At 67.3% G+C, this 20,293-nt stretch carries 21 protein-coding genes; 15 read left to right on the top strand and 6 right to left on the bottom strand.

What is annotated here, in order from left to right; all coding sequences use genetic code 11:
- Positions 1–136: 136 nt before the first annotated feature.
- On the top strand, positions 137–499 hold the full coding sequence (locus tag T8K17_RS15925; protein ID WP_322330723.1) for a hypothetical protein: 363 nt from the start codon (positions 137–139) through the stop codon (positions 497–499).
- Between the two features lie 137 nt (positions 500–636).
- On the opposite strand, the gene istB is transcribed toward T8K17_RS15925, so the two are convergent.
- Together istB and istA are read right to left on the bottom strand one after the other, a co-directional pair.
- A complete protein-coding gene (gene istB / locus T8K17_RS15920; protein ID WP_028793182.1) occupies positions 637–1,509 on the bottom strand; it encodes an IS21-like element helper ATPase IstB in 873 nt (290 codons plus the stop codon).
- Positions 1,506–2,774 (bottom strand): IS21 family transposase, encoded by a 1,269-nt coding sequence (istA, locus tag T8K17_RS15915; protein WP_028793183.1) that lies wholly within the window; start codon positions 2,772–2,774, stop codon positions 1,506–1,508. The genes istB and istA overlap by 4 nt, the downstream gene beginning before the upstream one ends.
- Positions 2,775–2,929: 155 nt before the next feature.
- Between istA and T8K17_RS15910 the strand changes: the two genes are divergently transcribed.
- Entirely contained in the window at positions 2,930–3,577 is a 648-nt protein-coding gene (locus tag T8K17_RS15910) for a papain-like cysteine protease family protein (protein ID WP_322330722.1), read from the top strand.
- A 4-nt stretch (positions 3,578–3,581) separates the two neighbouring features.
- Positions 3,582–4,175, top strand: coding sequence for a hypothetical protein (locus T8K17_RS15905; RefSeq protein ID WP_322330721.1), 594 nt, complete (start codon positions 3,582–3,584; stop codon positions 4,173–4,175).
- Between the two features lie 75 nt (positions 4,176–4,250).
- On the opposite strand, the gene T8K17_RS15900 is transcribed toward T8K17_RS15905, so the two are convergent.
- On the bottom strand, positions 4,251–5,090 hold the full coding sequence (locus T8K17_RS15900; RefSeq protein WP_322330720.1) for a phosphatase PAP2 family protein: 840 nt from the start codon (positions 5,088–5,090) through the stop codon (positions 4,251–4,253).
- Between the two features lie 85 nt (positions 5,091–5,175).
- The gene (locus T8K17_RS15895) at positions 5,176–7,134 is read right to left on the bottom strand and encodes a BTAD domain-containing putative transcriptional regulator (protein ID WP_322330719.1); all 1,959 of its coding nucleotides are present in this window, start codon (positions 7,132–7,134) and stop codon (positions 5,176–5,178) included.
- A gap of 234 nt (positions 7,135–7,368) precedes the next feature.
- Here T8K17_RS15895 and T8K17_RS15890 point away from each other — a divergent pair, with 234 nt between their 5' ends.
- Together T8K17_RS15890 and chrA are read left to right on the top strand one after the other, a co-directional pair.
- On the top strand, positions 7,369–8,043 hold the full coding sequence (locus tag T8K17_RS15890) for a helix-turn-helix transcriptional regulator (protein WP_322330718.1): 675 nt from the start codon (positions 7,369–7,371) through the stop codon (positions 8,041–8,043).
- Between the two features lie 187 nt (positions 8,044–8,230).
- Positions 8,231–9,526: a chromate efflux transporter gene (chrA, locus tag T8K17_RS15885; RefSeq protein WP_322330717.1), complete on the top strand. Its 1,296-nt coding sequence runs from the start codon at positions 8,231–8,233 to the stop codon at positions 9,524–9,526.
- Between the two features lie 7 nt (positions 9,527–9,533).
- Here the strand turns inward: chrA and map are convergent, their stop codons facing one another.
- Both map and T8K17_RS15875 read right to left on the bottom strand, forming a co-directional pair.
- Positions 9,534–10,298 (bottom strand): type I methionyl aminopeptidase, encoded by a 765-nt coding sequence (map, locus tag T8K17_RS15880; RefSeq protein WP_322330716.1) that lies wholly within the window; start codon positions 10,296–10,298, stop codon positions 9,534–9,536.
- Positions 10,299–10,313: 15 nt separating this feature from the next.
- A complete protein-coding gene (locus tag T8K17_RS15875) occupies positions 10,314–10,520 on the bottom strand; it encodes a ParD-like family protein (protein WP_322330715.1) in 207 nt (68 codons plus the stop codon).
- Positions 10,521–10,838: 318 nt separating this feature from the next.
- On the opposite strand from T8K17_RS15875, the gene T8K17_RS15870 reads away from it, so the two are divergent.
- From T8K17_RS15870 to hisE, 10 genes are all read left to right on the top strand, one after another.
- On the top strand, positions 10,839–11,801 hold the full coding sequence (locus T8K17_RS15870; protein ID WP_322330714.1) for an ABC transporter substrate-binding protein: 963 nt from the start codon (positions 10,839–10,841) through the stop codon (positions 11,799–11,801).
- Positions 11,798–12,784 (top strand): iron ABC transporter permease, encoded by a 987-nt coding sequence (locus tag T8K17_RS15865; protein WP_322330713.1) that lies wholly within the window; start codon positions 11,798–11,800, stop codon positions 12,782–12,784. The genes T8K17_RS15870 and T8K17_RS15865 overlap by 4 nt, the downstream gene beginning before the upstream one ends.
- Entirely contained in the window at positions 12,781–13,773 is a 993-nt protein-coding gene (locus T8K17_RS15860; protein WP_322330712.1) for an iron ABC transporter permease, read from the top strand. The genes T8K17_RS15865 and T8K17_RS15860 overlap by 4 nt, the downstream gene beginning before the upstream one ends.
- Positions 13,770–14,549: an ABC transporter ATP-binding protein gene (locus tag T8K17_RS15855; protein WP_322330711.1), complete on the top strand. Its 780-nt coding sequence runs from the start codon at positions 13,770–13,772 to the stop codon at positions 14,547–14,549. Before T8K17_RS15860 ends, T8K17_RS15855 begins: the two co-directional genes overlap by 4 nt.
- 153 nt (positions 14,550–14,702) lie before the next feature.
- A complete protein-coding gene (gene phnD, locus T8K17_RS15850) occupies positions 14,703–15,665 on the top strand; it encodes a phosphate/phosphite/phosphonate ABC transporter substrate-binding protein (RefSeq protein ID WP_322330710.1) in 963 nt (320 codons plus the stop codon).
- A gap of 51 nt (positions 15,666–15,716) precedes the next feature.
- Positions 15,717–16,565, top strand: coding sequence for a phosphonate ABC transporter ATP-binding protein (gene phnC / locus T8K17_RS15845; RefSeq protein WP_322330709.1), 849 nt, complete (start codon positions 15,717–15,719; stop codon positions 16,563–16,565).
- On the top strand, positions 16,562–17,380 hold the full coding sequence (gene phnE / locus T8K17_RS15840) for a phosphonate ABC transporter, permease protein PhnE (RefSeq protein WP_322330708.1): 819 nt from the start codon (positions 16,562–16,564) through the stop codon (positions 17,378–17,380). Before phnC ends, phnE (T8K17_RS15840) begins: the two co-directional genes overlap by 4 nt.
- Positions 17,380–18,192 (top strand): phosphonate ABC transporter, permease protein PhnE, encoded by an 813-nt coding sequence (phnE, locus tag T8K17_RS15835; protein WP_322330707.1) that lies wholly within the window; start codon positions 17,380–17,382, stop codon positions 18,190–18,192. Before phnE (T8K17_RS15840) ends, phnE (T8K17_RS15835) begins: the two co-directional genes overlap by 1 nt.
- Before the next feature lie 43 nt (positions 18,193–18,235).
- Positions 18,236–19,876 carry a Na/Pi cotransporter family protein gene (locus tag T8K17_RS15830; RefSeq protein ID WP_322330706.1) on the top strand — a complete coding sequence of 547 codons (1,641 nt, stop codon included), beginning with the start codon at positions 18,236–18,238 and terminating at the stop codon, positions 19,874–19,876.
- A gap of 15 nt (positions 19,877–19,891) precedes the next feature.
- Entirely contained in the window at positions 19,892–20,203 is a 312-nt protein-coding gene (gene hisE / locus T8K17_RS15825) for a phosphoribosyl-ATP diphosphatase (protein WP_322330705.1), read from the top strand.
- Positions 20,204–20,293: the final 90 nt, after the last annotated feature.

The following is a 20,293-nucleotide window of genomic DNA, read 5'->3' as shown; positions in this document are numbered from 1 at the left end:
AAGCTGCATCCCCCAAACGGAGGATGCAGCCCCCAGCTGGACCGCCGCAGACTGCCCCTGCCGCTCAGCCGGATGGGCACCGAGGCGGCGTCAGGGCGGCCGGTGTCGAGATGCCGCCAGCAACCAGGAGGACGGAATGCGCTTCGATCCCTTCGGCATCGACGAACACCACGCCAATATCCGGGACCGCATCAGCCGGGGCGATCCGGGTCTCGCCCAGAGCATCGTCGGAGACGTTCTGGTCTCTTACGAGGTCGGCCAGTCCATCACCCACGGTCCGGTCCTCGACCGCACGATCCAATCGATCCTCGACGAGATGATCGTCGATGTCGCCCGCGGCGAGGGGATCGCCAGCCCCCAGACCTTCTCGCGGACCCGCATCCGCTTCGCCATCGACGATCGTCGGGAGTATCCCGCCCACTGGACCAAGAAGCACGCCGAGGCCGACCTTCTGGAGCGCTTCTATTTCAGCGGTGAGGGCGAGCGCCTGCTGCGCTGACCGGCGGAGACGCGCCGCGTTTCATCGACGCATCTGGCCGGGCGGAAGTCCTCTGCCCGGCTCCGACGTCTCGGGGGTGTCAATGCCGCCCGTAATTTCCCCAGAAGCGCCGAAGTAAATTTCCCCAGTTTCGCCGGTCAGGTTGTCGCGGTGATGTGGTCGTTTTTGGGCGGCCGTCCCCTTGGCCGTCGTAGCGGTGCTGGGGTCGGCGGTGTGATGGTAGCCTTGGAGCGGACGTGCTCGGGCATGAGGTCGGCGTGCTGGCGCAACCGGTAGCTGGAGCCTTCGATCTGGATGACCAGAGCATGATGCAGCAGGCGGTCGAGGAGTGCGGTGGCGACGACCGGGTCTCCGAACACCTCGCCCCATTCGGCAAAGCCGCGGTTGGAGGTCAGGACCATCGCACCACGCTCGTATCGGGCGTTGACCAGCTGGAAGAACAGGTTGCCACCCCCAGGAACGACGGGCAGGTAGCCGATCTCGTCAACGATCAGCAGAGCCGGTCGACAGAAGAAGCGTATGCGTTCCGTCAGCCGTCCCTCGCGCTCGGCGCGGGCGAGTTGCCCGAGCAGGTCGGCGAGTGTGCAAAAGTAGACACTGCGCCCTGCCTTCACCGCCTCGACGCCGAGGGCGATGGCCAGATGGCTCTTGCCGGTGCCGGGCGGGCCGAGGAAGTGGACGACCTCGCAGCGACCGATAAAGCCGAGTTGTGCGAGGGTGAGGATACGATCGCGGTCGAGCGACGGCTGGAAGGAGAAGTCGAACCCTGAGAGCGTCTTGATGGTCGCCAGTCGGCCCATGCGCAGGGCCGTCTTGATGCGGCTGTTCTCGCGCAGGGTCAGTTCCTCGGCGAGCAGCATGTCGATGGCCTCCAGAGCACCGATCTCCCCGTGCTCGAGGCGGCGCACGACCTGATCGAGGGCTTCCAGGGCGCGTGGCATTTTCAGACCGACCAGATCGTGGCGGATCCGCTCCAGGGTCGACGGGGTCAGATCACCTGGAGCGCTCATGACCGGCACTCCCGGGCAAGACGGCGAGCGACAGCGTCGTAGAACTCCAGGGAGCGCTGAGCGACCACGTCGCCGGTTCGGCTGACGACCACATCTCCGTCGGCTCCACGTCTTCGTCCTGTGGAGCCCCCTCCTTTTCGGTGTCCAGGAGCCACCCGGCGCTGGTGGCGGCCTTCCAGGACCGGATGGGTCGCGATCAACGTGCCGTCCTCGAAGATCCTGATCTCCTGGGCGAGCGTGTGCACCTCGACCGTGCGCCGCCGGGTGGCATCCGGAACGCTGTAGAAGTTGCCACCGACGCTTACCATCCCTTCCCGGGAGATCCGTCGCTCCAGACGTAGTACGGAGCGGAACGGCGCCAGAGGCAGAACCAGCAGGTGCGGCTTCTCCTCGGCGAACGCCTCGTTCACGACCCGCCGGGTTGTGGCATGCACCCTGGGATTGGCGACACTGTCCAGCCAGCGCCGCAGCTGCTCGTTCAGATCGTCCAGGTTGCGGAACGAACGGGCCAAGAAGAAGTCCTCGCGGATGTATCGGAACGGCCGCTCGACCTTGCCCTTGGTCTTGGCCCGGTAGGGCTGGCACGCGCGCGGGTGGAAGCCATAGTGGCGGGCCAGATCCACAAGGGCCCTGTTGTAGACGATGCCGCGCGGCTCCCCGTCAGCAGCTTCGCCGATCACCGCCGTCTTCATGCGGTCGTAGAGAAGCTCGCGTGGCACGCCGCCGATCGCGTCGAAGGCGGCGACGTGGCAGCGCAGCACTGTCGCTAGGTCCTGATGGGCGACGAACCGTGCCCAGATCAGGCGGCTATGCCCCAGGACCAGCGAGAACAGCCACACGATCCGCGGCTGTTCCGGCTCATCGGTGAACACCACCTGGAACTGAGCAAAGTCGACCTGTCCTTGCTGACCGGGAGGTGTCTCGAAGCGGATCTCATAACCCGGTGTCGGCGCGGGACGGATATCACGCAGATAATCCGTCACCGCCGTATAGCCGCCGCTATAGCCGAGGTCCCGCAATTCTCGCAGCAGCCGGGCGCCGGTCAGGCCAGGCCACGTCATCACGCGTTCGCGCAGATAGGGGGTGTACGGATCCAGCAGACGTGACCGTGGCCTGCGTGGGCCATAGCTCGGTGGCTCCAGGCCGCGCTCGATGTAGCGACGAACGGTCTTGCGGTCGAACCCGCTCTCCCGTGCGATCGCCGATATAGACAGCCCCTGCCGATGCAGTTCCAAGATCATGAGCATCTCTCCCAGTTTGATCACCGCCGAACTCCTCTCGCCGACCGAGAGGAGCATCGGCAACTCGCCGCCGCCGGTCATCCGGGGCGCGCCCCGGATGACCGGCGACACGCCAACTGGGGAATTTTCAAACGGCGGTTCTGGGGAGATTCACTCCGGTATCAACACGGGGGAGATCCATGACATTACCATCTATCATACAGGCATCGCTTACGCCGCTCGGGCTGCCGGATCCGGAAGCCGGACTCTTCGGTTTTCTCAAGAGGCTGAAGGAGACGATCCTCTGGACGCCCCCACCCGGCTACCATGTGCTGGAGGGGTTCCTCGACGGCGCCCGCGAGCAGGAACAGACGAAATGGTGCTGGGCGGCCGTAGCGGTCGCGGTGAACGAATACTGGCTCAGAAGCCGGCCGCATCACCCATCCCGCCAGCGGTGGACCCAGTGCGAGGTGGCCTGCGGACAGCACCCGGATGGCGACTGCTGCGGCGCCGGAGCCAGCCGCGACAGCCGCTGCAACAAGTGGGGCTATCTGTCGGCGGCTTTGGAAACCGTCCGCCTGCCGTACCGGCACGTGCCGACCAAGCAACCTGTCTGGGAGGAGTGCACGAGGGAAATCGACCATCGACGCCCGCTCCCGGTACGCGTGGAGTTGGGGAAGCTGAGGCACTTTGTGGTTGTCTTCGGCTACGGCTCGCTGAACCGGATTGCCGTATGGGATCCCGCACGCGGCGTCGGAGCCAAGGAACTGCACATCAACGACTGGCGGAAGAAGGTCGGGAAAGGTCTCGATCGCTATTTTCTAGCCGAGCAGGCAAATGGAGAGTGAAGCAATGCCACTCCAACTTACTCAACCGCCGACTACAATTCTGGATGACTTACGCCGGGACCTCAAGGACAGGGCCGAGCAGCGTACCTTTCTTCTGCCGGCGATGCGCGGTGCTGCACCCTCCTCTCTTGCCGTGTCGACCTGGCACGCTCTCTACAGTGTCGACGAAGATGAACTATCGGCCTCGGCCTCCCTGCGCAAAGCGGCCGCCTTCGCGGGCTGGCGCGGGCTGATCCACGGTGCCGGCAGCAGGCCGATCGCCATGGCAGTGCAATCGGCGCCGGACGGAGAAGGCAGCGCGCGTTTCACCCTGTCGGAAGGCGACGAGGTAAATGACTTCGTTTCCGCCATTGCGCTGGCGGAGTCCGCGCTCGCGGACGAGGAAACCGGGTTCGACCTGACCGCTGTCGAAATCAGGTCACTTTACCTGACGGCGCTCTGGATCCAGGCGGCTGCGCCCCCCGACGACCGGTTAATGGTCTACAGCGCCGGATACGGCCTTGATGAGCTGGCGCCCCTAGCTTTCTTAGATCCGCCAACATTTTTGTCATCTGTCAGACGAATGCTGGCGCTGCTTCCCGACGAGGATTACGTCTGACACAGACGAATTCCAGAGGCGCTCCCCATTACCCGGCCAACATACGAATGGAGCGCGCCTCCGAGCGACAAGTGATCACTGCCCCGCCTTCATCGGATTGGGATGCCGGACCGCGGTGGGCCATTCCAATCTGGCCTCCTTCAACAGCGCGTCATACCCTTCGACACCGTTCAGGAGTTCCGCAACCTTGGCGGCGACGTGAATGCCGGCCGCAGTGTCGCTCGGATAGTGCAAGCCAGCGACCTCCCGCAACAATCCGATCCGAGCCGCAAGCTTGTCACAGTTAACCCGACAGGCTTCGACCGCAGCGGAAACGCAGTTCGCAGCCAGATGAGCCTGCAGCGAATGATTGCTGGGATAGGACGGATGTGCGGGCGTCGCAACGTCCGAGGCCAGCGTCGTCAGCAGCTGTGCCGGACGGGCCCGTTTGTACTTTCCCTTGTAATACTGGCCGACCAGAGCTCCGAGTTCGATGCCCAACAGAACCAGGGTCCAGGTTGCCGGCCTCGACGTCGGAGAACAACCAAGCAGGCAGGCGAAATATCCGGAAAAGTCGTTCTTCTGGGCATTTATCTCATCAATCCAGTTACCGCGATTTCCATACAAATCACTACCTGCGAGCGCTTTGAGCTCGGCGCGGATCGCCGCCTCACCCAAATCAGGTTGTCCCGGATCACAACTTAGCTTCCACTCCCGGGACGACAAAAAGTCTGCGGCAATCGCAGTGGCCCGATAGGACGGATGCCATGCTGCGATGGGAAACTCTCCCACATCGACGAAATCGGTTTCCTCGTCCGCGTATATGTCATGCCATCCCGGAGGTTTCTTCGAGATCAACTCATAGGGGGGCAGAAAACCGCCGCCTTCACCGCCGCCTTCACCGCCGCCTTCGCTCCCGAAATCCCTTCTGCGCATAGCCCCCTCCTCGCACCAGAAAACTCCCGCATAGAGAGTGTATCCACAGTTTTGGAAAAATCGATAAACTAATTCATATTCACCATCACTCCGGGAATCCGGCGGCACGCAGGAAGTCGCCATATTGCCTGCGCAGCCGGTCGTCGCGATAGGGATGGTTCGCTACGACATCCCGGACCCGGCGCTCCGGCCATACCGCCATGATGCCGGCGGCAACCGTGCGGGCGTCGTCCAGGTATCCAGCCGCCGCCAGGGAGGCGGCCGCCCAGCCGGCCATGCCGCGCAGCACGGGACGCTCGGCCAGGGCCCGGCGCCCCCATTCGGCCGCAGCGGAGAAGTCCCCGGCAGTGAAATACGCCACGCAGAGCGCGAAATAAAAGGTGCCTGCATCGCGATCGCACGGCGAGAGCTCCATCGCCCGAAACGCCCGCCGCAGCGCCTCGTCGGCGTCGCCGTCATAAGAATAGGTGAAGCTGCTCCAGCGCATGGCCAGCGCGGAATTGGGCGCGACGTCCAACGCCCGCCGGAACATGGATTTGGCGCCTGCGTAGTCGCGGTGGTGCAGAGCGCGGCGATGACCGTAGAAGACCAACGCCCTCACATTGTCCCGGTCGAGGGCAAGAGCCGTCGTCGAATGCGTCTCGAGCCGGGCGACGTCTCCCTTCCGATCGGTTGACCAGCCCTCCCCGACAAGGAGCCCATAGCAATCCGCCAGCAGCGCATGAGCCTCGGCATAGCCAGGCTCCACCTGGATCACCTCGCCCAGGATCCCGATGGCTTCTCTGAAGGTCTCCAGTTCCCGCGTTTCGAGCAGCTGGCGCGCCAGCAGGGTCTTCTCGTAGACGGTCAGACTGAGCGGACGGCGGCCCCGGATCCGGCGCAACTCTTCCTCCTGGACCCGGGGCGTCAGGGTGTTCACGAGTTGACTGACGATCCGGTCCTGCTCAGCAAAGGAGGGCATGCTGCGGAAATCGTCGATATGCGACCAGATCGCCGACCCGCTGGCCACGGACACCAGCTCCTTGGTCAGCCGCACGACTGTTCCGTCGCTGCGGACGATGCCCCGCAGGATATAGCTAGCGCCGAGCCTGAGCCCCACCTCCCGCGGTTCGGCGCTGTCCGACAGGGTCATGGTGGACCCATAGGAGATCACGCTCAACTCGTGCAGCCCGGTCAATTGCGCGATGATGTCGGCCACCATCCCGTTCACCAGATGCGGCGGCACCTGGACGGGGCCGAGCTGCTGGAACGGCAGCACAGCGACGACCGGCGCACCGCCCTGAGAAGGCGCCGCGGGAGCAGCGGTCGCCCGCACATCCAGCGATTGTCGGATCCCGTCCGCCAGCGTGACCGTCTCCGGCGACGGCGCGATCTGCAACTCGCGGTGCAGGAGTTCCTGGATGCTCCGGAAGAATCTCAGGGCATCGCTGCGCCGTCCCGCCTGCGCCAATGCCGAGAGCAGCAGGCGGTGCACGTCCTCGCGCAACGGATCGACCCCCATCATCCGCTCCGCCAGTTCGACGGCCCGCGGGGCGTCACCGCCGGCAAGGGCGTGGCCGGCCAGACGGTGCAGTGCCCGCAGCGTCCGGTCCTCCAGGCTGGTCCGCATCACGCCGAGCCAATCGTCGAAGCCCGGAGAGACCGGCACGAAATCCTTGAGCAGCGGGCCCGTATAGAGCGTGGTCACCGCGCGCAACCGGTCGAGCGGCATGGCGTCGTCGCTCTCCGCCACCTCGCGCGCATCGCAGGCGACCACATCCGGTAAGAGTAGTGGGATGCCCTGATGCAAGGCGATCCGCCCACCCCTGGGGTTCAGGTGTTGCCGGATTACGAACAGCGCTTGCCTGAGGCTGTCGCGCATCTGGGTCGGCGCTGCGGCCGGCCAGAAAAGATCGCCCAGCACTTCCCGGGCCGGCGGGCGGCCGCCCTCCAAGACAAGATACGCCAGCATGGCCTTCGCCTTGCGGGGAAGACGGGGCACGGGTTCGCCGTCGACCTGAAGGTCGAAGCCGCCAAGGAGTCTAAGTCGTATCGGCGGATCCATGAGACGCGTCGCTCCCCACCTAGCGACTGCACTGTTCCAGGACGTCCGGATCGATGACCCGTCGCCAGAGGACTTGCCCAGGTCAATTTTTACATAATTAATCCCGATTTGCGGGTAATTTTAACACTGCTTTCACGCTGGCCTTCATGCCGACCCCGTTCAATGCAACCAGCGACGGTCGGAACGGCGCCGAACTGCCGTTCCGCCGCTGGGTGGATAAATGGGGGAACGATCATGAATGCGCATGCGACGATGACGACGGCAGCGGCACCCGGTCCAGCCGGGCCCGAGGACCTGCAGCGGAGCCTGCCGGATATCCTGCTTACCCTGTGCCTGGGGATCGCCGTGCTCGACAGGGATGCCCGGACGGTGGCCGCTGACCGGGCGTTCCGGCAGATTCTGGAGGCAGGCGACCCGCTGGACCTGCGCCGGGGCCACATCCGAGCCGTGTGTCCGTTGGAGGACTCGCGCCTTCAAGGCGCCATCGCCGCCGTGCGCCATCACGGGACGATCCGGCCGACGCCGGCAACGGTGCCCCTGTGGGGCGGGCGAGATCACGCGCTCCTCGTCTCGGTGCACGCCGTCGACATGGCCGACGGCACCGACGGCCGGGCGCTGATGCTCATGGCGGTCGATACCGCCCCATCGGTCCACCTGGACCATCGGTTTCTCAAACAGGCCTTCCAACTCACCGACGCCGAGGCCTATGTCTGCCGGCGTCTCGTCCGTGGCGACACCCTGGCCAAGGTCGCCGGCACCAAGGGAATCTCCATCCACACCGTCCGCACCCAGCTGAAATCGATCATGCAGAAGGTCGGCGTCTGCCGGCAGAGCGATCTGGTCAGTCTGCTGTCCCGGTGCGACACAGCTCAGCGGGTAGCCCCGCCTCTCGGCCGCAGCGTCGCTTAGCGCCCGCATGACCCCGGCCTCAATCGACCGTCCCGGCTACAGGCGCCGGCGCCGGAGCGGCCCGGCCGTCCGACGAGCCGCCATGCAGCACGCTTGCCCAGATCGACGCCGGCATGGTGGTCTATGATGCGCCAGTGCCAGGCGGCGCCACACGCGGCGGAAGCCGCACCGACGGGAGGGCTGCGGCATGATCGACCTGACGAACGGCGCCGTGCCGGCAAACCCTTCCTTCGGCGCGGCGCTGCGGGTGTGGCTGCGGATCGGGCTGCTGTCCTTCGGCGGGCCGACGGCACAGATCGCCCTGATGCACCGGGAGGTGGTTGAGGAGCGCGGCTGGCTCAGCGAGGATCAGTTTCTCAACGGCCTGAACTTCTGCATGCTCCTGCCCGGCCCGGAGGCGATGCAGCTCGCGACCTACAGCGGATGGCGGCTGCACGGTTTCGCCGGCGGGCTGGCGGCGGGGCTGCTCTTCGTGCTGCCCGGCGCCGCCGTGATGCTGGCGCTGGCGGCGCTCTATGCCGCCTTCGGCGAGGTGCCGCTGGTCGACGCCCTGTTTCTCGGCGTGAAGGCGGCGGTCGTCGTGATCGTGATCGAGGCGCTGCTGCGGGTCGCCCGGCGCACGCTCAAATCGGCTCTGCACTGGTGGGTGGCGGGCCTCGCCTTCGTGGCGATCTTCGTCCTCGCGCTGCCCTATCCGCTGATCATCCTGGCCGCCGCCCTGCTCGGCCTGGCGCAGCCGGTGGGGCCGGACGCCTCCCCCGTGCCCACCACGACCGCGCCGCGGCTCGGCGGGACGCTCGCCACCGTCTCGGTGTGGTTCGTCCTGTGGTGGACGCCCGTGCTGGCCGCCGCTCTGCTCGATCCGGGCGGGATGATGCAGCAGATCGGCGTGTTCGTCTCCAAGCTCGCGGTGGTCACCTTCGGCGGCGCCTATGCGGTGCTCGCCTATATGGCCCAGGACGTGGTGGCGCAGCAGGGCTGGCTGACCACCGGCGAGATGATGGACGGGCTAGGCCTGGCCGAGACCACGCCGGGACCGCTGATCCTGGTGACCGAATTCGTCGGCTTCCTCGCCGCCTGGAAGGTCGGCGGGCTGGCCGGCGGGGTAGCGGGGGCGGCCATGGCCCTGTGGGTCACCTTCGCCCCGTGCTTCCTGTGGATTTTCGCCGGCGCCCCCTATATCGACTGGCTGTCAGGCCGCCGCCGGCTGCGCCAGGCGCTGTCCATGGTCACCGCCGCAGTGGTGGGCGTGATCCTGAACCTGTCCCTTTGGTTCGCGATGCACGTGTTCTTCGACCGGGTAGGTCAGCTCGAATTTCTGGGGCTGCGTGTCGCCTGGCCGGATCCGGCCAGCCTGAACATCCCGGCCGTGCTGCTCTTCGCCGTGGCGGCGGTGCTGGCCTTCCGCTTCCATTTCGGCATCGCCAAGGTGCTCGCCGTCGCCGCGATCGGCGGCGTGGCGATCCAGGCAGTGGGCTTATAGAACGACCTCACATCCGCCTCTCGTCCCGGCGCAGGGTGAGGATTTCCACGCCGGTCGCCGTCACCGCGACCGTGTGCTCGAACTGGGCGGACAGCTTGCCGTCGAGGGTCACGACGGTCCATCCGTCGGCCTCGGTGGCGACCTGGCGGGTGCCCTGGTTCACCATCGGCTCCACGGTGAAGACCATCCCCTCGCGCAGCGTTACGCCCCGGCCCGGCTGGCCGAAGTTCAGCACCTGCGGTTCCTCATGCATCTCGCGGCCTATTCCGTGGCCGCAATACTCGCGCACCACCGAACAGCCGTTGCGCTTGGCGTGGCGTTCGATGGCATAGCCGACATCGCCCAGGGTGGCGCCTGGCCGGACCTGCGCGATGCCCTTCCACATGGTGGCCTGGGCCAGCCGCACCAGGCGGCGGGCGGCGGGGGTGGCGTCGCCGACCACGTAGGTCTTGCTGGAATCGGCGATGAAGCCGTCCTTCTCCAGGGTGATGTCCAGGTTGACGATATCGCCGTCGGCGATGATCTCCCCGGCACTCGGGACCCCGTGGCAGACGACGTGGTTGCGCGAGCAGTTCAGCACGTATTCATAGCCGTACTGCCCCTTGCTGGCGGGGCGGGCGGCCAGGTCCTCCGTAATGAAGCGGTCGACCAGATCGTTGACCTGCAGGGTGGACATCCCCGCCAGGTCCAGGCCGTCCAGCATCTCGAAGACCGAGGCCAGAAGCCGGCCGGATACCCGCAGCAGGGCCAGTTCGTCGGGCGTCTTCACCATATCGCGCACCCGCCGTCACTCACTCGTCGCCGGGAACGGTCCGGCCTGGGCGGCTTCCAACTGCATGCGGACGATGTCGTTGAACGAGGCCGTCGGATTGGCCTCGGCCAGCATGCCGATCTTCATCCAGAACTCGGCCTGGGCGTTGATCGAGCGGCACATGACGGTACTGGCGCGCCGCACCTCCGCGTGCAGCTCGTCGCCGATCTTCACGATGCCCATCGGGAACTCTCTGAGGTATTTATACGAAACATATACGGTTCATATATATACTCCCTGCGCCGATCAAGTGCCCCGTGGCGCTAGTTTTCCGGTATTTTCCCGGATCTTCGCCGGCAGCGGGGACGCCCCCGAAGACCCCGGGCCCGAGCGGGGCATCTCGGCTATCGACACGCTCGCCATCTCTGCCTATTACGCCGACGGACGCACCGTGAAAGCGACACTCAGGTACACTTGGTGACGAATTCTGCCGATCGGCGGGCAGCGAAATCCTTTGGGCGGCGCGCGGTTTCCTCGCGCCGTTCCTTCCTGACCGGCCTGGTGGCCGCCGCAACCGCCTCGTTCCAGGCTCCTGCAGCGGCGGCCGACGACCTCACGTTCAAGCATGCCTTCGGGACGACCGCGCTGCCGCGACCGGCACGCCGGGTGGTCTCGCTCGGCTACACCACCCAGGACCCGCTGCTGGCCCTGGGCGTGCGGCCCGTCGCGGTACGCCACTGGTTCGGCGCGTTCCCCCACAGCATCTGGCCCTGGGCCCGCCCCTATCTGGGCGACGCCGCCCCCGACGTGCTGATCGGCGAGGTCTCGATGGAGCGGGTCGCGGCCACGGACCCGGACCTGATCGTCGCCATCGGTGCCGGTCTCTCGCAGGCCGAATACACGGTTCTCTCCCGCATCGCGCCGGTGCTGGTACACGACCCGGCCGACAGCGCCTACGGCACGCCGTGGGACCGCATGACGCTGATCCTCGGCCGGGCGACCGGACGCCTCGCCGAGGCGCGGGAACTGGTTGCCTCCGTGCGCGCCGGGTTCGCCGCGGCCCGCCGGCGCCACCCCGGCTGGGCCGGCAGGACCGGCGTCGCCGCCTATCACTGGAGCGGAGAGACCGGGGCGTTCGCCGGTGCCGACACCCGCGCCCGGTTCCTGATCGAGCTCGGCTTCCAGCCCACCGACGCCGTCGCCGCCCTGTCCGGCGCCGACGACTTCTATGCCCGTCTGTCGCCGGAGGATCTGTCGCCGCTGGACGCCGATATCCTGCTCTGGGTGTCGAGTTTCGACACCAGCCCCGACCTCGCCGCCCTGCCGATGCGCCGGACCCTGACCGCCCACGCGGAAGGCCGCGAGGTGTTCGCCGGCGGGCTGGTGTCGGCCGCCTTGTCCTTCGGCAGCGTCCTGTCCCTCCCCTTCGCGCTGGAGGCGCTGGAGGCCGACATCGCCGCGGCCTGCGACGGCGATCCCGCCACCCCCGTCGCCAGCGCCGTGAAGGCCGGGCTCGCGCCATGAAACGCTGGGCGCCACTGGTCGGCCTGCTGATCCTGGCGGTGCTGGCAAGCCTGCTGCTGGGCTACCGGCCGATCACGCCGGTCGACCTGTGGCAGGCGCTGACCGCACCCGATCCGACCGACGCCGCCCATGTCACCATCCGGTCCATCCGGTTTCCGCGGACCGTCGCCGGCCTGGCCTGCGGCGGCGCCCTGGGGGCGGCCGGCCTCGCGATCCAGGCGCTGACCCGCAACCCGCTCGCCGATCCGGGGGTGCTGGGGATCAATGCGGGCGCCGCGTTCGCGGTCGTCCTCGGGTCGCTGGTCCTGGGCCAGGCCGATGCCGGGCTGCTGGCGGTGCTGGCCTTTCCGGGCGCGGCCCTGGCCGCCGCGGCGGTCTTCGCGCTGGGCGGCGGGCTGCGGGGCAATGTCAGCCCCGTGCGTCTGACCCTCGCCGGCGCGGCGCTGAACGCGCTGCTGCTGTCCCTGGTCACCGCGGCAGTGCTGATGCGCGGCGAGACCCTGGACGTTGTGCGGTTCTGGATCGTCGGCTCCCTGGCGGAGGCGCGGGCCCGGCCGCTGACGGAGATGGCGCTGGCCGCGGGCGCCGGCGCGCTGCTCATCCTGGCGCTGGCGCCGAAGCTCGAGGCGCTGTCCCTCGGCGACGCCCTGTCCCGCGGTCTCGGCACGCGTCCCGGCCGGGTCCAGGCGGGCGCGCTCGTCTGCATCTCGCTGCTGACCGGCGCCGCCGTCGCCATCGCCGGGCCGATCGCCTTTCTCGGCCTGATGGTGCCGCCTATCGCCCGCCGGCTGGTCGGCGCCCCGCTGCGGCCGGGACTCATCGCCGCCGCACTGCTCGGAGCCTCCATTCTGCTGCTGGCCGACACCGCCGGGCGACTGCTCTTCGCCCCGGCGGAGATCCGCGCGGGCGTGATGACGGCGCTGCTCGGCGGGCCGATCTTTGTGCTGATCGCCCGGCGGATCCGCCCCGGAGCGGTCGGATGATCCGCACCGCCGCCCTCGCCCTGCTGCTGGCCGCCGCCGCCGCGCTGGCCCTGCTGGTCGGCCAGATCCACCTGAGCCCGGCAGTGCTGTGGGACGGGCTGACCGGCGGAGACGGGCCCGGCGCGCTGACGATCTCCATCCTGCGCGGCCCCCGGGTCGCGGTCGCCCTGCTGTCGGGCGCTGCCTTCGGACTTGCCGGTGCCGTCTTCCAGATCCTGCTGCGCAACCCTCTCGCCTCGCCGGACGTGATGGGGTTCACCGGCGGATCCGGCCTGGCGATCCTGACCGCCGTCGCCTTCGGCCTGACCCTGCCGCTGCCGGTCGTCGCCGCCGTCGGCGGACTGATCGCCGGGGCCGCCGTCCTGATCCTGTCGCGCCCGGCCGGCGGCCATGGCGGCGTCGACGGCGCCTCGCCGGTCACCCTCGTCCTGGTCGGCATCGGCATCGGATTCGCCGCCACTGCCTTCGGGTCCTTCCTGATGACGCGTCTGTCGGGTCCGCAGGCGGCGGAAGCCCAGCGCTGGCTGGTCGGCTCGCTCTCCGCCCGCGACTGGGGCGATGCCGGGCTGCTCGCCGCAGGCGGCGGGGCGCTCGCCCTGTGCCTGGCGGTGCAGGCGCGGTCGCTGCGGTCGCTGGAACTGGGCGCGGAACTGGCGACCGGGCTCGGTCTGAATGTCGGACGGGCCCGGCTGCTGCTCGCGACGACCGCAATCGGGTTGTGCGCCCTCACCGTCGCCGTGGTCGGCCCGGTCGCCTTCGTCGCTCTGATGGCGCCGCCCGTCGGCGCCCGTCTTGCCGGGGCGACCGATGCCGGCGCGCGGCTTGCTGCGGCGGCGCTGGCCGGCGCTGTCATCATGGTGCTGGCCGACCTGGTCGCCCGGGCCAGCCTGCCCGGCCTGCAACTGCCGATCGGCGTGACCACGGGCATTCTCGGCGCGCCCTACCTGCTGTGGCGCCTGTCCCGCGAAATGGAAAGGGGCGAGCTGTGAGCCAGACCGGTCTGCGTACCGAAGCCCTGTCGGTCGGCTATCAGGACCGGCAGGTGATCCGCGGCCTCGACCTCGCCTTCCCGGTCGGCCGGAGCACGGCCATCCTTGGGCCGAACGGCTGTGGGAAGTCCACCCTGCTGCGGGCGCTCGCCCGGCTGCTGAAGCCGGCCGCCGGACGGGTGCTGCTGGGCGACACCGATATCCATGCCGCCGACACACGGGACCTGGCCCGCCGACTCGCCATCCTGCCCCAGTTCCCGCTGGCGCCGGACGCCATCAATGTGGGGGAACTGGTGCGGCGCGGGCGGACTCCGTGGCGCGGGATGCTGTCGCCCTGGACCCAGGAGGACAGTGCTGCCTGCACGGACGCCCTCGGCGCCGTCGGCCTGACCGACATGGCCGACCGCCCCTTGGCGGAACTGTCCGGCGGCCAGCGCCAGCGCGCCTGGCTGGCGTTGGTTCTGGCTCAGCAGACCCCGCTGCTCTTGCTCGACGAACCGACCTCGCATCTGGACCTGGCGCAGCAGATCGATATGCTGAAACTGCTGCAGCAGCGGGTACTCGATACCGGCATGACGGTGATCAGCGTGCTGCACGACCTGAACCTCGCGGCCCGCTTCAGCGACCATCTGGTGCTGCTGAGCCCGCAGGGGCTGGTCGCGGAGGGGACGCCCGAGGCGGTGATGACCGCTGGGCACCTGCAACGGGCCTTCGGCCTGGCGGCGCAGGTCATGACCGATCCGCTCACCGGACGGCCGTGGATCCTGCCGCATTGAGTCGAGCCCCGGTTGCGTCAGCCATTCGGACACTGACGCATATATTTTGTGCTTGGGTCACGTCCGAGACCACGATAATGCTGATGTCACAAAACTGTAATGTTCGGTCATGCCGCAGGTGGGCCGACGATAACGACCTGTAGGGAGAATCACATGATTCGCAGAAATTTGATGCTGTCGGCCCTCGCCGGTCTGGTCGGCGCGGTCTCGCTGAGCTGGGCGGCCCCGGCCTATGCGCTCGACTCCCGGTTCAAGGACGACAACGGCGACCTGGTCGCCGACACGCCGACCGATCCGAGCCAGCAGGTTGACCCGGACACCCTCATCTTCGCCTATACCCCGGTCGAGGATCCGGCGGTCTACGCCAAGGTGTGGGACGGCTTCCTGCGCCACATGGAAAAGGTCACCGGCAAGAAGGTCCAGTTCTTCCCGGTCCAGTCCAACGCCGCCCAGATCGAGGCGATGCGCGCCGGCCGCCTGCACGTCGCGGGCTTCAACACCGGGTCCAACCCGCTGGCGGTGAACTGCGCCGGTTTCGTGTCCTTCACCATCATGGCCTCGAAGGACGGCGATTTCGGCTACAACATGGAAATCATCACCTATCCGGGCAGCGGCATCGAGAAGGTCGAGGACATCAAGGGGAAGAAGATGGCCTTCACCTCGCAGACGTCGAATTCCGGCTTCAAGGCGCCGTCGGCGATCCTGAAGGCCGATTACGGCCTGGAGCCCGAGAAGGATTTCGAGCCGGTGTTCTCCGGCAAGCACGACAACTCGATCCTGGGCGTCGCGAACAAGGACTACCCGGCCGCCGCCATCGCGAACTCGGTGCTGCACCGCATGGTCGCCCGCGACGTGATCAAGGCCGACCAGGTCGTCTCGATCTACAAGTCGCAGAAGTTCCCGACCACCGGTTTCGGCTACGTCTACAACCTGAAGCCGGAGCTGCAGGAGAAGATCAAGGAATCCTTCTTCACCTTCGACTGGGAAGGCTCGGCCCTGAAGGAAGAGTTCGCCCGCTCCGGCGAGGAGCAGTTCATCCCGATCACCTACAAGTCCCACTGGGAAGTGATCCGGAAGATCGACGCGGCGAACGGCGTTTCCTACGAGTGCAAGTGACCGTTCCGCCCCGTCTCAATACTTGACCACGACATATAGGAGAGCGGCCGAATGCTGCGCTTGAAGGACCTCTCGAAGGTCTATGCAACCGGAGATCGGGCGCTCACCGACGTGAGCATTACGGTCGAGCCCGGTCAGGTGATTGGCCTGATCGGGCCGTCCGGGGCGGGGAAATCCACCCTGATCCGCTGTATCAACCGCCTGGTGGAGCCGACCTCCGGCCAGGTCTATCTCGGTGACATGGACATCACCGGCCTGAGCCGCGGCGGTCTGCGCCGGGCGCGCCGGCGGATCGGCATGATCTTCCAGGAATACGCCCTGGTCGAACGCCTCACCGTCATGGAGAACGTGCTGTCCGGACGCCTCGGCTATGTCGGCTTCTGGCGCAGCTTCTTCCGCAAGTTTCCCCCGGAATCCATCGAGAACGCCTATCGGCTGCTCGACCGGGTCGGCCTGTCGGCCCATGTGAACAAGCGCGCCGACGCCCTGTCCGGCGGCCAGCGCCAGCGGGTCGGCATCGCCCGCGCGCTGGAGCAGGACCCCGACCTGCTGCTGATCGACGAGCCGACCGCCTCGCTCGATCCGAAGACCTCGCGGCAGATCATGCGGCTCATCGTGGAGATCTGCGACGAGCGCGGCCTGCCCGCCATCATCAACATCCACGACGTCGCCCTGGCGCAGCAGTTCGTGCGCCGGATCATCGGCCTGCAGAACGGCCGCGTCGTGTTCGACGGCGCCCCCGACGAGCTCACTCCCGAGGTCCTCACCCAGATCTACGGCGAGGAAGACTGGTCCGCCACGATCCGCAAGGCGGACGAGGACGGCGAGGAGACGGACGAAGAGGCCGATCACCCGGCCTCCGTGCCGGTCGATCGCGAGCGCCTGGCGGGCCTCACATGACCCACGCTGACATGTCTGGTGCGGTTGATCATCGGCACTGGAAGCGGCCGCCCTTCATCAAGCGGGCCTGGCTGCGCTGGGTGCTGTACGGCGGCGGCCTGCTGTATCTCGTGCTTGCCATCGCCTCGGTCGAGGTGAACTGGATCCGCGTCTGGGAAGGCCTGGAGCGCGGCCAGCGCTTCATCGAGGGCTTCCTGGTGCCCGACTTCACCAGCCGCTGGGAGGACATCCTCCAGGGCATGGAGGAGAGCCTCACCATGTCGGTGACGGCGACCGTGGTCGGCGTGCTGATCTCCATCCCGATCGGGATCGGCGCCGCCCGCAACATCGCGCCGCTGCCGATCTATGCGGTGTGCCGGGCCATCGTCGCCCTGTCGCGCAGCTTCCAGGAGATCATCGTCGCCATCCTGTTCGTGGCGATGTTCGGCTTCGGGCCCTTCGCCGGCTTCCTGACCCTGTCCTTCGCCACCATCGGCTTCCTGGCGAAGCTGCTGGCCGAGGACATCGAGGATATCGACGAGGCCCAGGCGGAAGCGGTGCGGGCGACCGGTGCGGGCTGGTGGCAGATCGTGAACTACGCGATCCAGCCCCAGGTCATGCCGCGGCTGATCGGCCTCAGCCTGTACCGGCTGGACATCAATTTCCGGGAGTCGGCGGTGATCGGCATCGTCGGCGCGGGCGGCATCGGCGCCACGCTGAACACGGCGATGGACCGCTACGAATACGATTCCGCCGCCGCCATCCTGATCCTGATCATCCTGATCGTCATGGCCGCCGAGTACCTGTCGGGCTACGTGCGGAAGTGGGTGCAATAATGACGATGACCGACCTCGCCCACCGGACCTGGCGCCGGCGTTCGACCAAGAAGGAACTGGCCCTCTGGCTCGGCTGGCTGGTGCTGGTGGCGCTGTTCATCTTCTGCTGGCAGGTGATGACGGAGAGCACGATCTGGGCCTTCGTCACCGACGCCCCGCGCCAGGCGGCCGATATCGGCTCGCGCATGTTCCCGCCGCGCTGGGAATATATCCCGGCCCTGCTGGAGCCGCTCTGGGACACCCTCAACATCGCCACCCTGGGCACCCTCCTGGCGCTGTTCATGGCGGTGCCGGTGGCCTTCATGGCAGCCCGCAACACCACACCCAGCACCCGTTTCGTGCGACCGATCGCCTTGCTGATCATCGTCGCCAGCCGCTCGATCAACTCGCTGATCTGGGCCCTGCTGCTGGTCGCGGTGATCGGACCGGGCGTGATGGCCGGCATCGTCGCCATCGCGCTGCGCTCCATCGGCTTCGTCGCCAAGCTGCTCTACGAGGCGATCGAGGAGATCGACGCGGTGCAGGTCGAGGCGGTGGCCGCGACCGGTGCCAGCAAGGCGCAGGTCATGGACTACGCCGTGGTGCCGCAGATCCTGCCGGCCTTCGCCGGGATCACGGTGTTCCGCTGGGACATCAACATCCGCGAGTCCACGGTTCTCGGCCTGGTGGGCGCCGGAGGCCTCGGGCTGCGGCTGCAGGAATCCCTGAACGTTCTGGCCTGGCCCCAGGTGACGGTGATCTTCATCCTGATCCTGATCACGGTCCTGGTCAGCGAGTGGGTCTCGGCCAAGGTCCGCCATGCCATCATCTGAGGAACCGTCGCGGCCGCCCCGGTCGTGACCGCGGGAAACCCGAATGCATCTGCTCATTGAAATCGCCGGCGGCGTCGCCCTGCTCCTGTGGGGCGTGCGCATGGTGCGGACCGGAATCACCCGGGCCTTCGGCTCGGCGATCCGGCGCGGCATCGCGGCGGCGACCCGGAACCGGCTGACCTCGTTCTTCACCGGGTTCGCGGTCACCGGTTTCCTGCAGAGCAGTACGGCCACCGCCCTGATCGTCGGCTCCTTCGGCGGCCGCAAGATGATCGCGGTGCCGGCCGGCCTGGCGATCATGCTGGGCGCCGATGTGGGCAGCACGGTCGTGGTCCAGGTGCTCGCCTTCGACGTCTCCTGGATCTCGCCCCTCTTCCTGTTCGTCGGCGTGACGGTCTTCCTGTCGTCAGACGATTCTCGCCGCCGGGCGATGGCCCGGGTGCTGATCGGCCTCGGCCTGATGCTGCTGGCGATCAAGATGGTGATGCTGGCCTCGGTGCCGCTGCGCGAGGGGCCGACCCTGTCGGTCCTGCTGGCGCCGATGGTGAACGAGCCGGTTCTGGCCATCCTGCTCGGCGCGGCGCTGGCCTGGCTCGCCCATTCCAGCCTGACCGTGATCGTCCTGGTCATGACCCTCGTGTCGCTGCATGTGGTGGAGGTGCAGCTCGCCATGGCGCTGGTGCTGGGCGCCAATATCGGAAGCTCCATCACGCCGGTGGCGATGAACTGGCGCGCCGACCCCTCGGCCCGGCGCATTCCGCTGGGCAACCTGATGATGCGGACCGCCGGCGTCGCGCTGGTGTTCTGGATGGTCCCGTGGATCATCCCCTATCTGCGCGACGTGTCCGACGATCCGGCCCGGATGATCGCCAACTTCCATACCGGCTTCAACCTGGCGGTGGCGCTGCTGTTCCTGCCGTTTGTCGGCATCGTCGCCTCGCTGGTGACGCGGATGCTGCCCGACCGACCGACGGTGGAGGACGCCAAGGCGCCGAAGCATCTGGAGGAGTCCGACCTCGATTCCCCCGGGGTCGCCCTGTCCAGCGCCGCCCGCGAGACCCTGCGGATCGGCGACACGGTGGAGTCGATGCTCGAGCGCACCATGGAGGTGTTCAAGAACGGCCGCACCGACCTGATCAAGGAGATCGAGCGCGACGACGACGTGGTCGACGTGCTGCACGAGGCGGTCAAGCTCTACCTAACCCGGCTGTCGCGCCAGGAGCTGGACCCCAAGGAGAGCCGGCGCGTGGTCGAGATCCTGACCTTCACCACGAACCTGGAACATATCGGCGATATCATCGACAAGAACCTGCTGGAGCTGGCCGCCAAGAAGATCAAGGACGGCACCCGCTTCTCCGAGGCCGGAATGTCCGAGCTGCAGGCCATGCATGGCGAGGTCGTCGCCAATCTGAAGCTGGCGCTCAGCGTGTTCATGACCGGCGATGCCCTGCTGGCCCGCCGGCTGATGGAGCAGAAGGTCCATATCCGCGAGCTGGAGCAGAAATTCGCCGAAGCCCACTACGCCCGCATCCGCGACGGTCGCCCAGACTCCCTGGGCAGCTCGTCGCTGCACCTGGACGTGCTGCGGGACTTGAAGCGGATCAACAGCCACATCACCTCGGTGGCCTATCCGATCCTGGAATCGACCGGCCAGATCGCCGAAAGCCGCCTGATCGATGCCTAAACCGGCGGAGACCCCATGACCCATCCGATCGACCAGCTCTTCGAGATGGTCCAGACCTCCCGCGCGGATACCAAGGTGGGAAACCGGACCGCCCAGCTCCTGCGCGACGGCAACCCGAAGATCGCCAAGAAGGTGGTCGAGGAAGCCGCGGAGGTGGCGCTCGACGCCGCCGTCGCCGACCGCGACGGGGTGATCCGGGAGTCCGCCGACCTGCTCTACAATCTGACGGTGCTGTGGGTCTGGATGGGCATCACGCCGGCGGAGGTCTGGCACGAGATGCAGGAACGCGAGCGCGATCTCGGCATCGCGGGGAAATGGCCGAAGTGACCTCCCAAAACAAACCTCGTCATCCCGGGAGCGTCCGGGCCCGACCCGGAGGCTGCCCGGGACCGTGGCCATATGCGCGACTGGGTCCCG

The sequence above is a fragment of the Thalassobaculum sp. OXR-137 genome (assembly GCF_034377285.1).
Lineage (GTDB): Bacteria > Pseudomonadota > Alphaproteobacteria > Thalassobaculales > Thalassobaculaceae > Thalassobaculum.
Note: the sequence above shows the minus strand (reverse complement) of the source record. Positions and strands in the feature narration are given on the sequence as shown.

Coding starts and splice junctions, on each gene's coding strand:
- T8K17_RS15925 (WP_322330723.1), top strand. CDS start 137: ATGCGCTTCGATCCCTTCGGCATCGACGAACACCACGCCAATATCCGG.
- istB (WP_028793182.1), bottom strand. CDS start 1,509: ATGAGCGCTCCAGGTGATCTGACCCCGTCGACCCTGGAGCGGATCCGC.
- T8K17_RS15910 (WP_322330722.1), top strand. CDS start 2,930: ATGACATTACCATCTATCATACAGGCATCGCTTACGCCGCTCGGGCTG.
- T8K17_RS15905 (WP_322330721.1), top strand. CDS start 3,582: ATGCCACTCCAACTTACTCAACCGCCGACTACAATTCTGGATGACTTA.
- T8K17_RS15900 (WP_322330720.1), bottom strand. CDS start 5,090: ATGCGCAGAAGGGATTTCGGGAGCGAAGGCGGCGGTGAAGGCGGCGGT.
- T8K17_RS15895 (WP_322330719.1), bottom strand. CDS start 7,134: ATGGATCCGCCGATACGACTTAGACTCCTTGGCGGCTTCGACCTTCAG.
- T8K17_RS15890 (WP_322330718.1), top strand. CDS start 7,369: ATGAATGCGCATGCGACGATGACGACGGCAGCGGCACCCGGTCCAGCC.
- chrA (WP_322330717.1), top strand. CDS start 8,231: ATGATCGACCTGACGAACGGCGCCGTGCCGGCAAACCCTTCCTTCGGC.
- map (WP_322330716.1), bottom strand. CDS start 10,298: ATGGTGAAGACGCCCGACGAACTGGCCCTGCTGCGGGTATCCGGCCGG.
- T8K17_RS15875 (WP_322330715.1), bottom strand. CDS start 10,520: ATGGGCATCGTGAAGATCGGCGACGAGCTGCACGCGGAGGTGCGGCGC.
- T8K17_RS15865 (WP_322330713.1), top strand. CDS start 11,798: ATGAAACGCTGGGCGCCACTGGTCGGCCTGCTGATCCTGGCGGTGCTG.
- T8K17_RS15860 (WP_322330712.1), top strand. CDS start 12,781: ATGATCCGCACCGCCGCCCTCGCCCTGCTGCTGGCCGCCGCCGCCGCG.
- phnD (WP_322330710.1), top strand. CDS start 14,703: ATGATTCGCAGAAATTTGATGCTGTCGGCCCTCGCCGGTCTGGTCGGC.
- phnC (WP_322330709.1), top strand. CDS start 15,717: ATGCTGCGCTTGAAGGACCTCTCGAAGGTCTATGCAACCGGAGATCGG.
- phnE (WP_322330708.1), top strand. CDS start 16,562: ATGACCCACGCTGACATGTCTGGTGCGGTTGATCATCGGCACTGGAAG.
- phnE (WP_322330707.1), top strand. CDS start 17,380: ATGACGATGACCGACCTCGCCCACCGGACCTGGCGCCGGCGTTCGACC.
- T8K17_RS15830 (WP_322330706.1), top strand. CDS start 18,236: ATGCATCTGCTCATTGAAATCGCCGGCGGCGTCGCCCTGCTCCTGTGG.
- hisE (WP_322330705.1), top strand. CDS start 19,892: ATGACCCATCCGATCGACCAGCTCTTCGAGATGGTCCAGACCTCCCGC.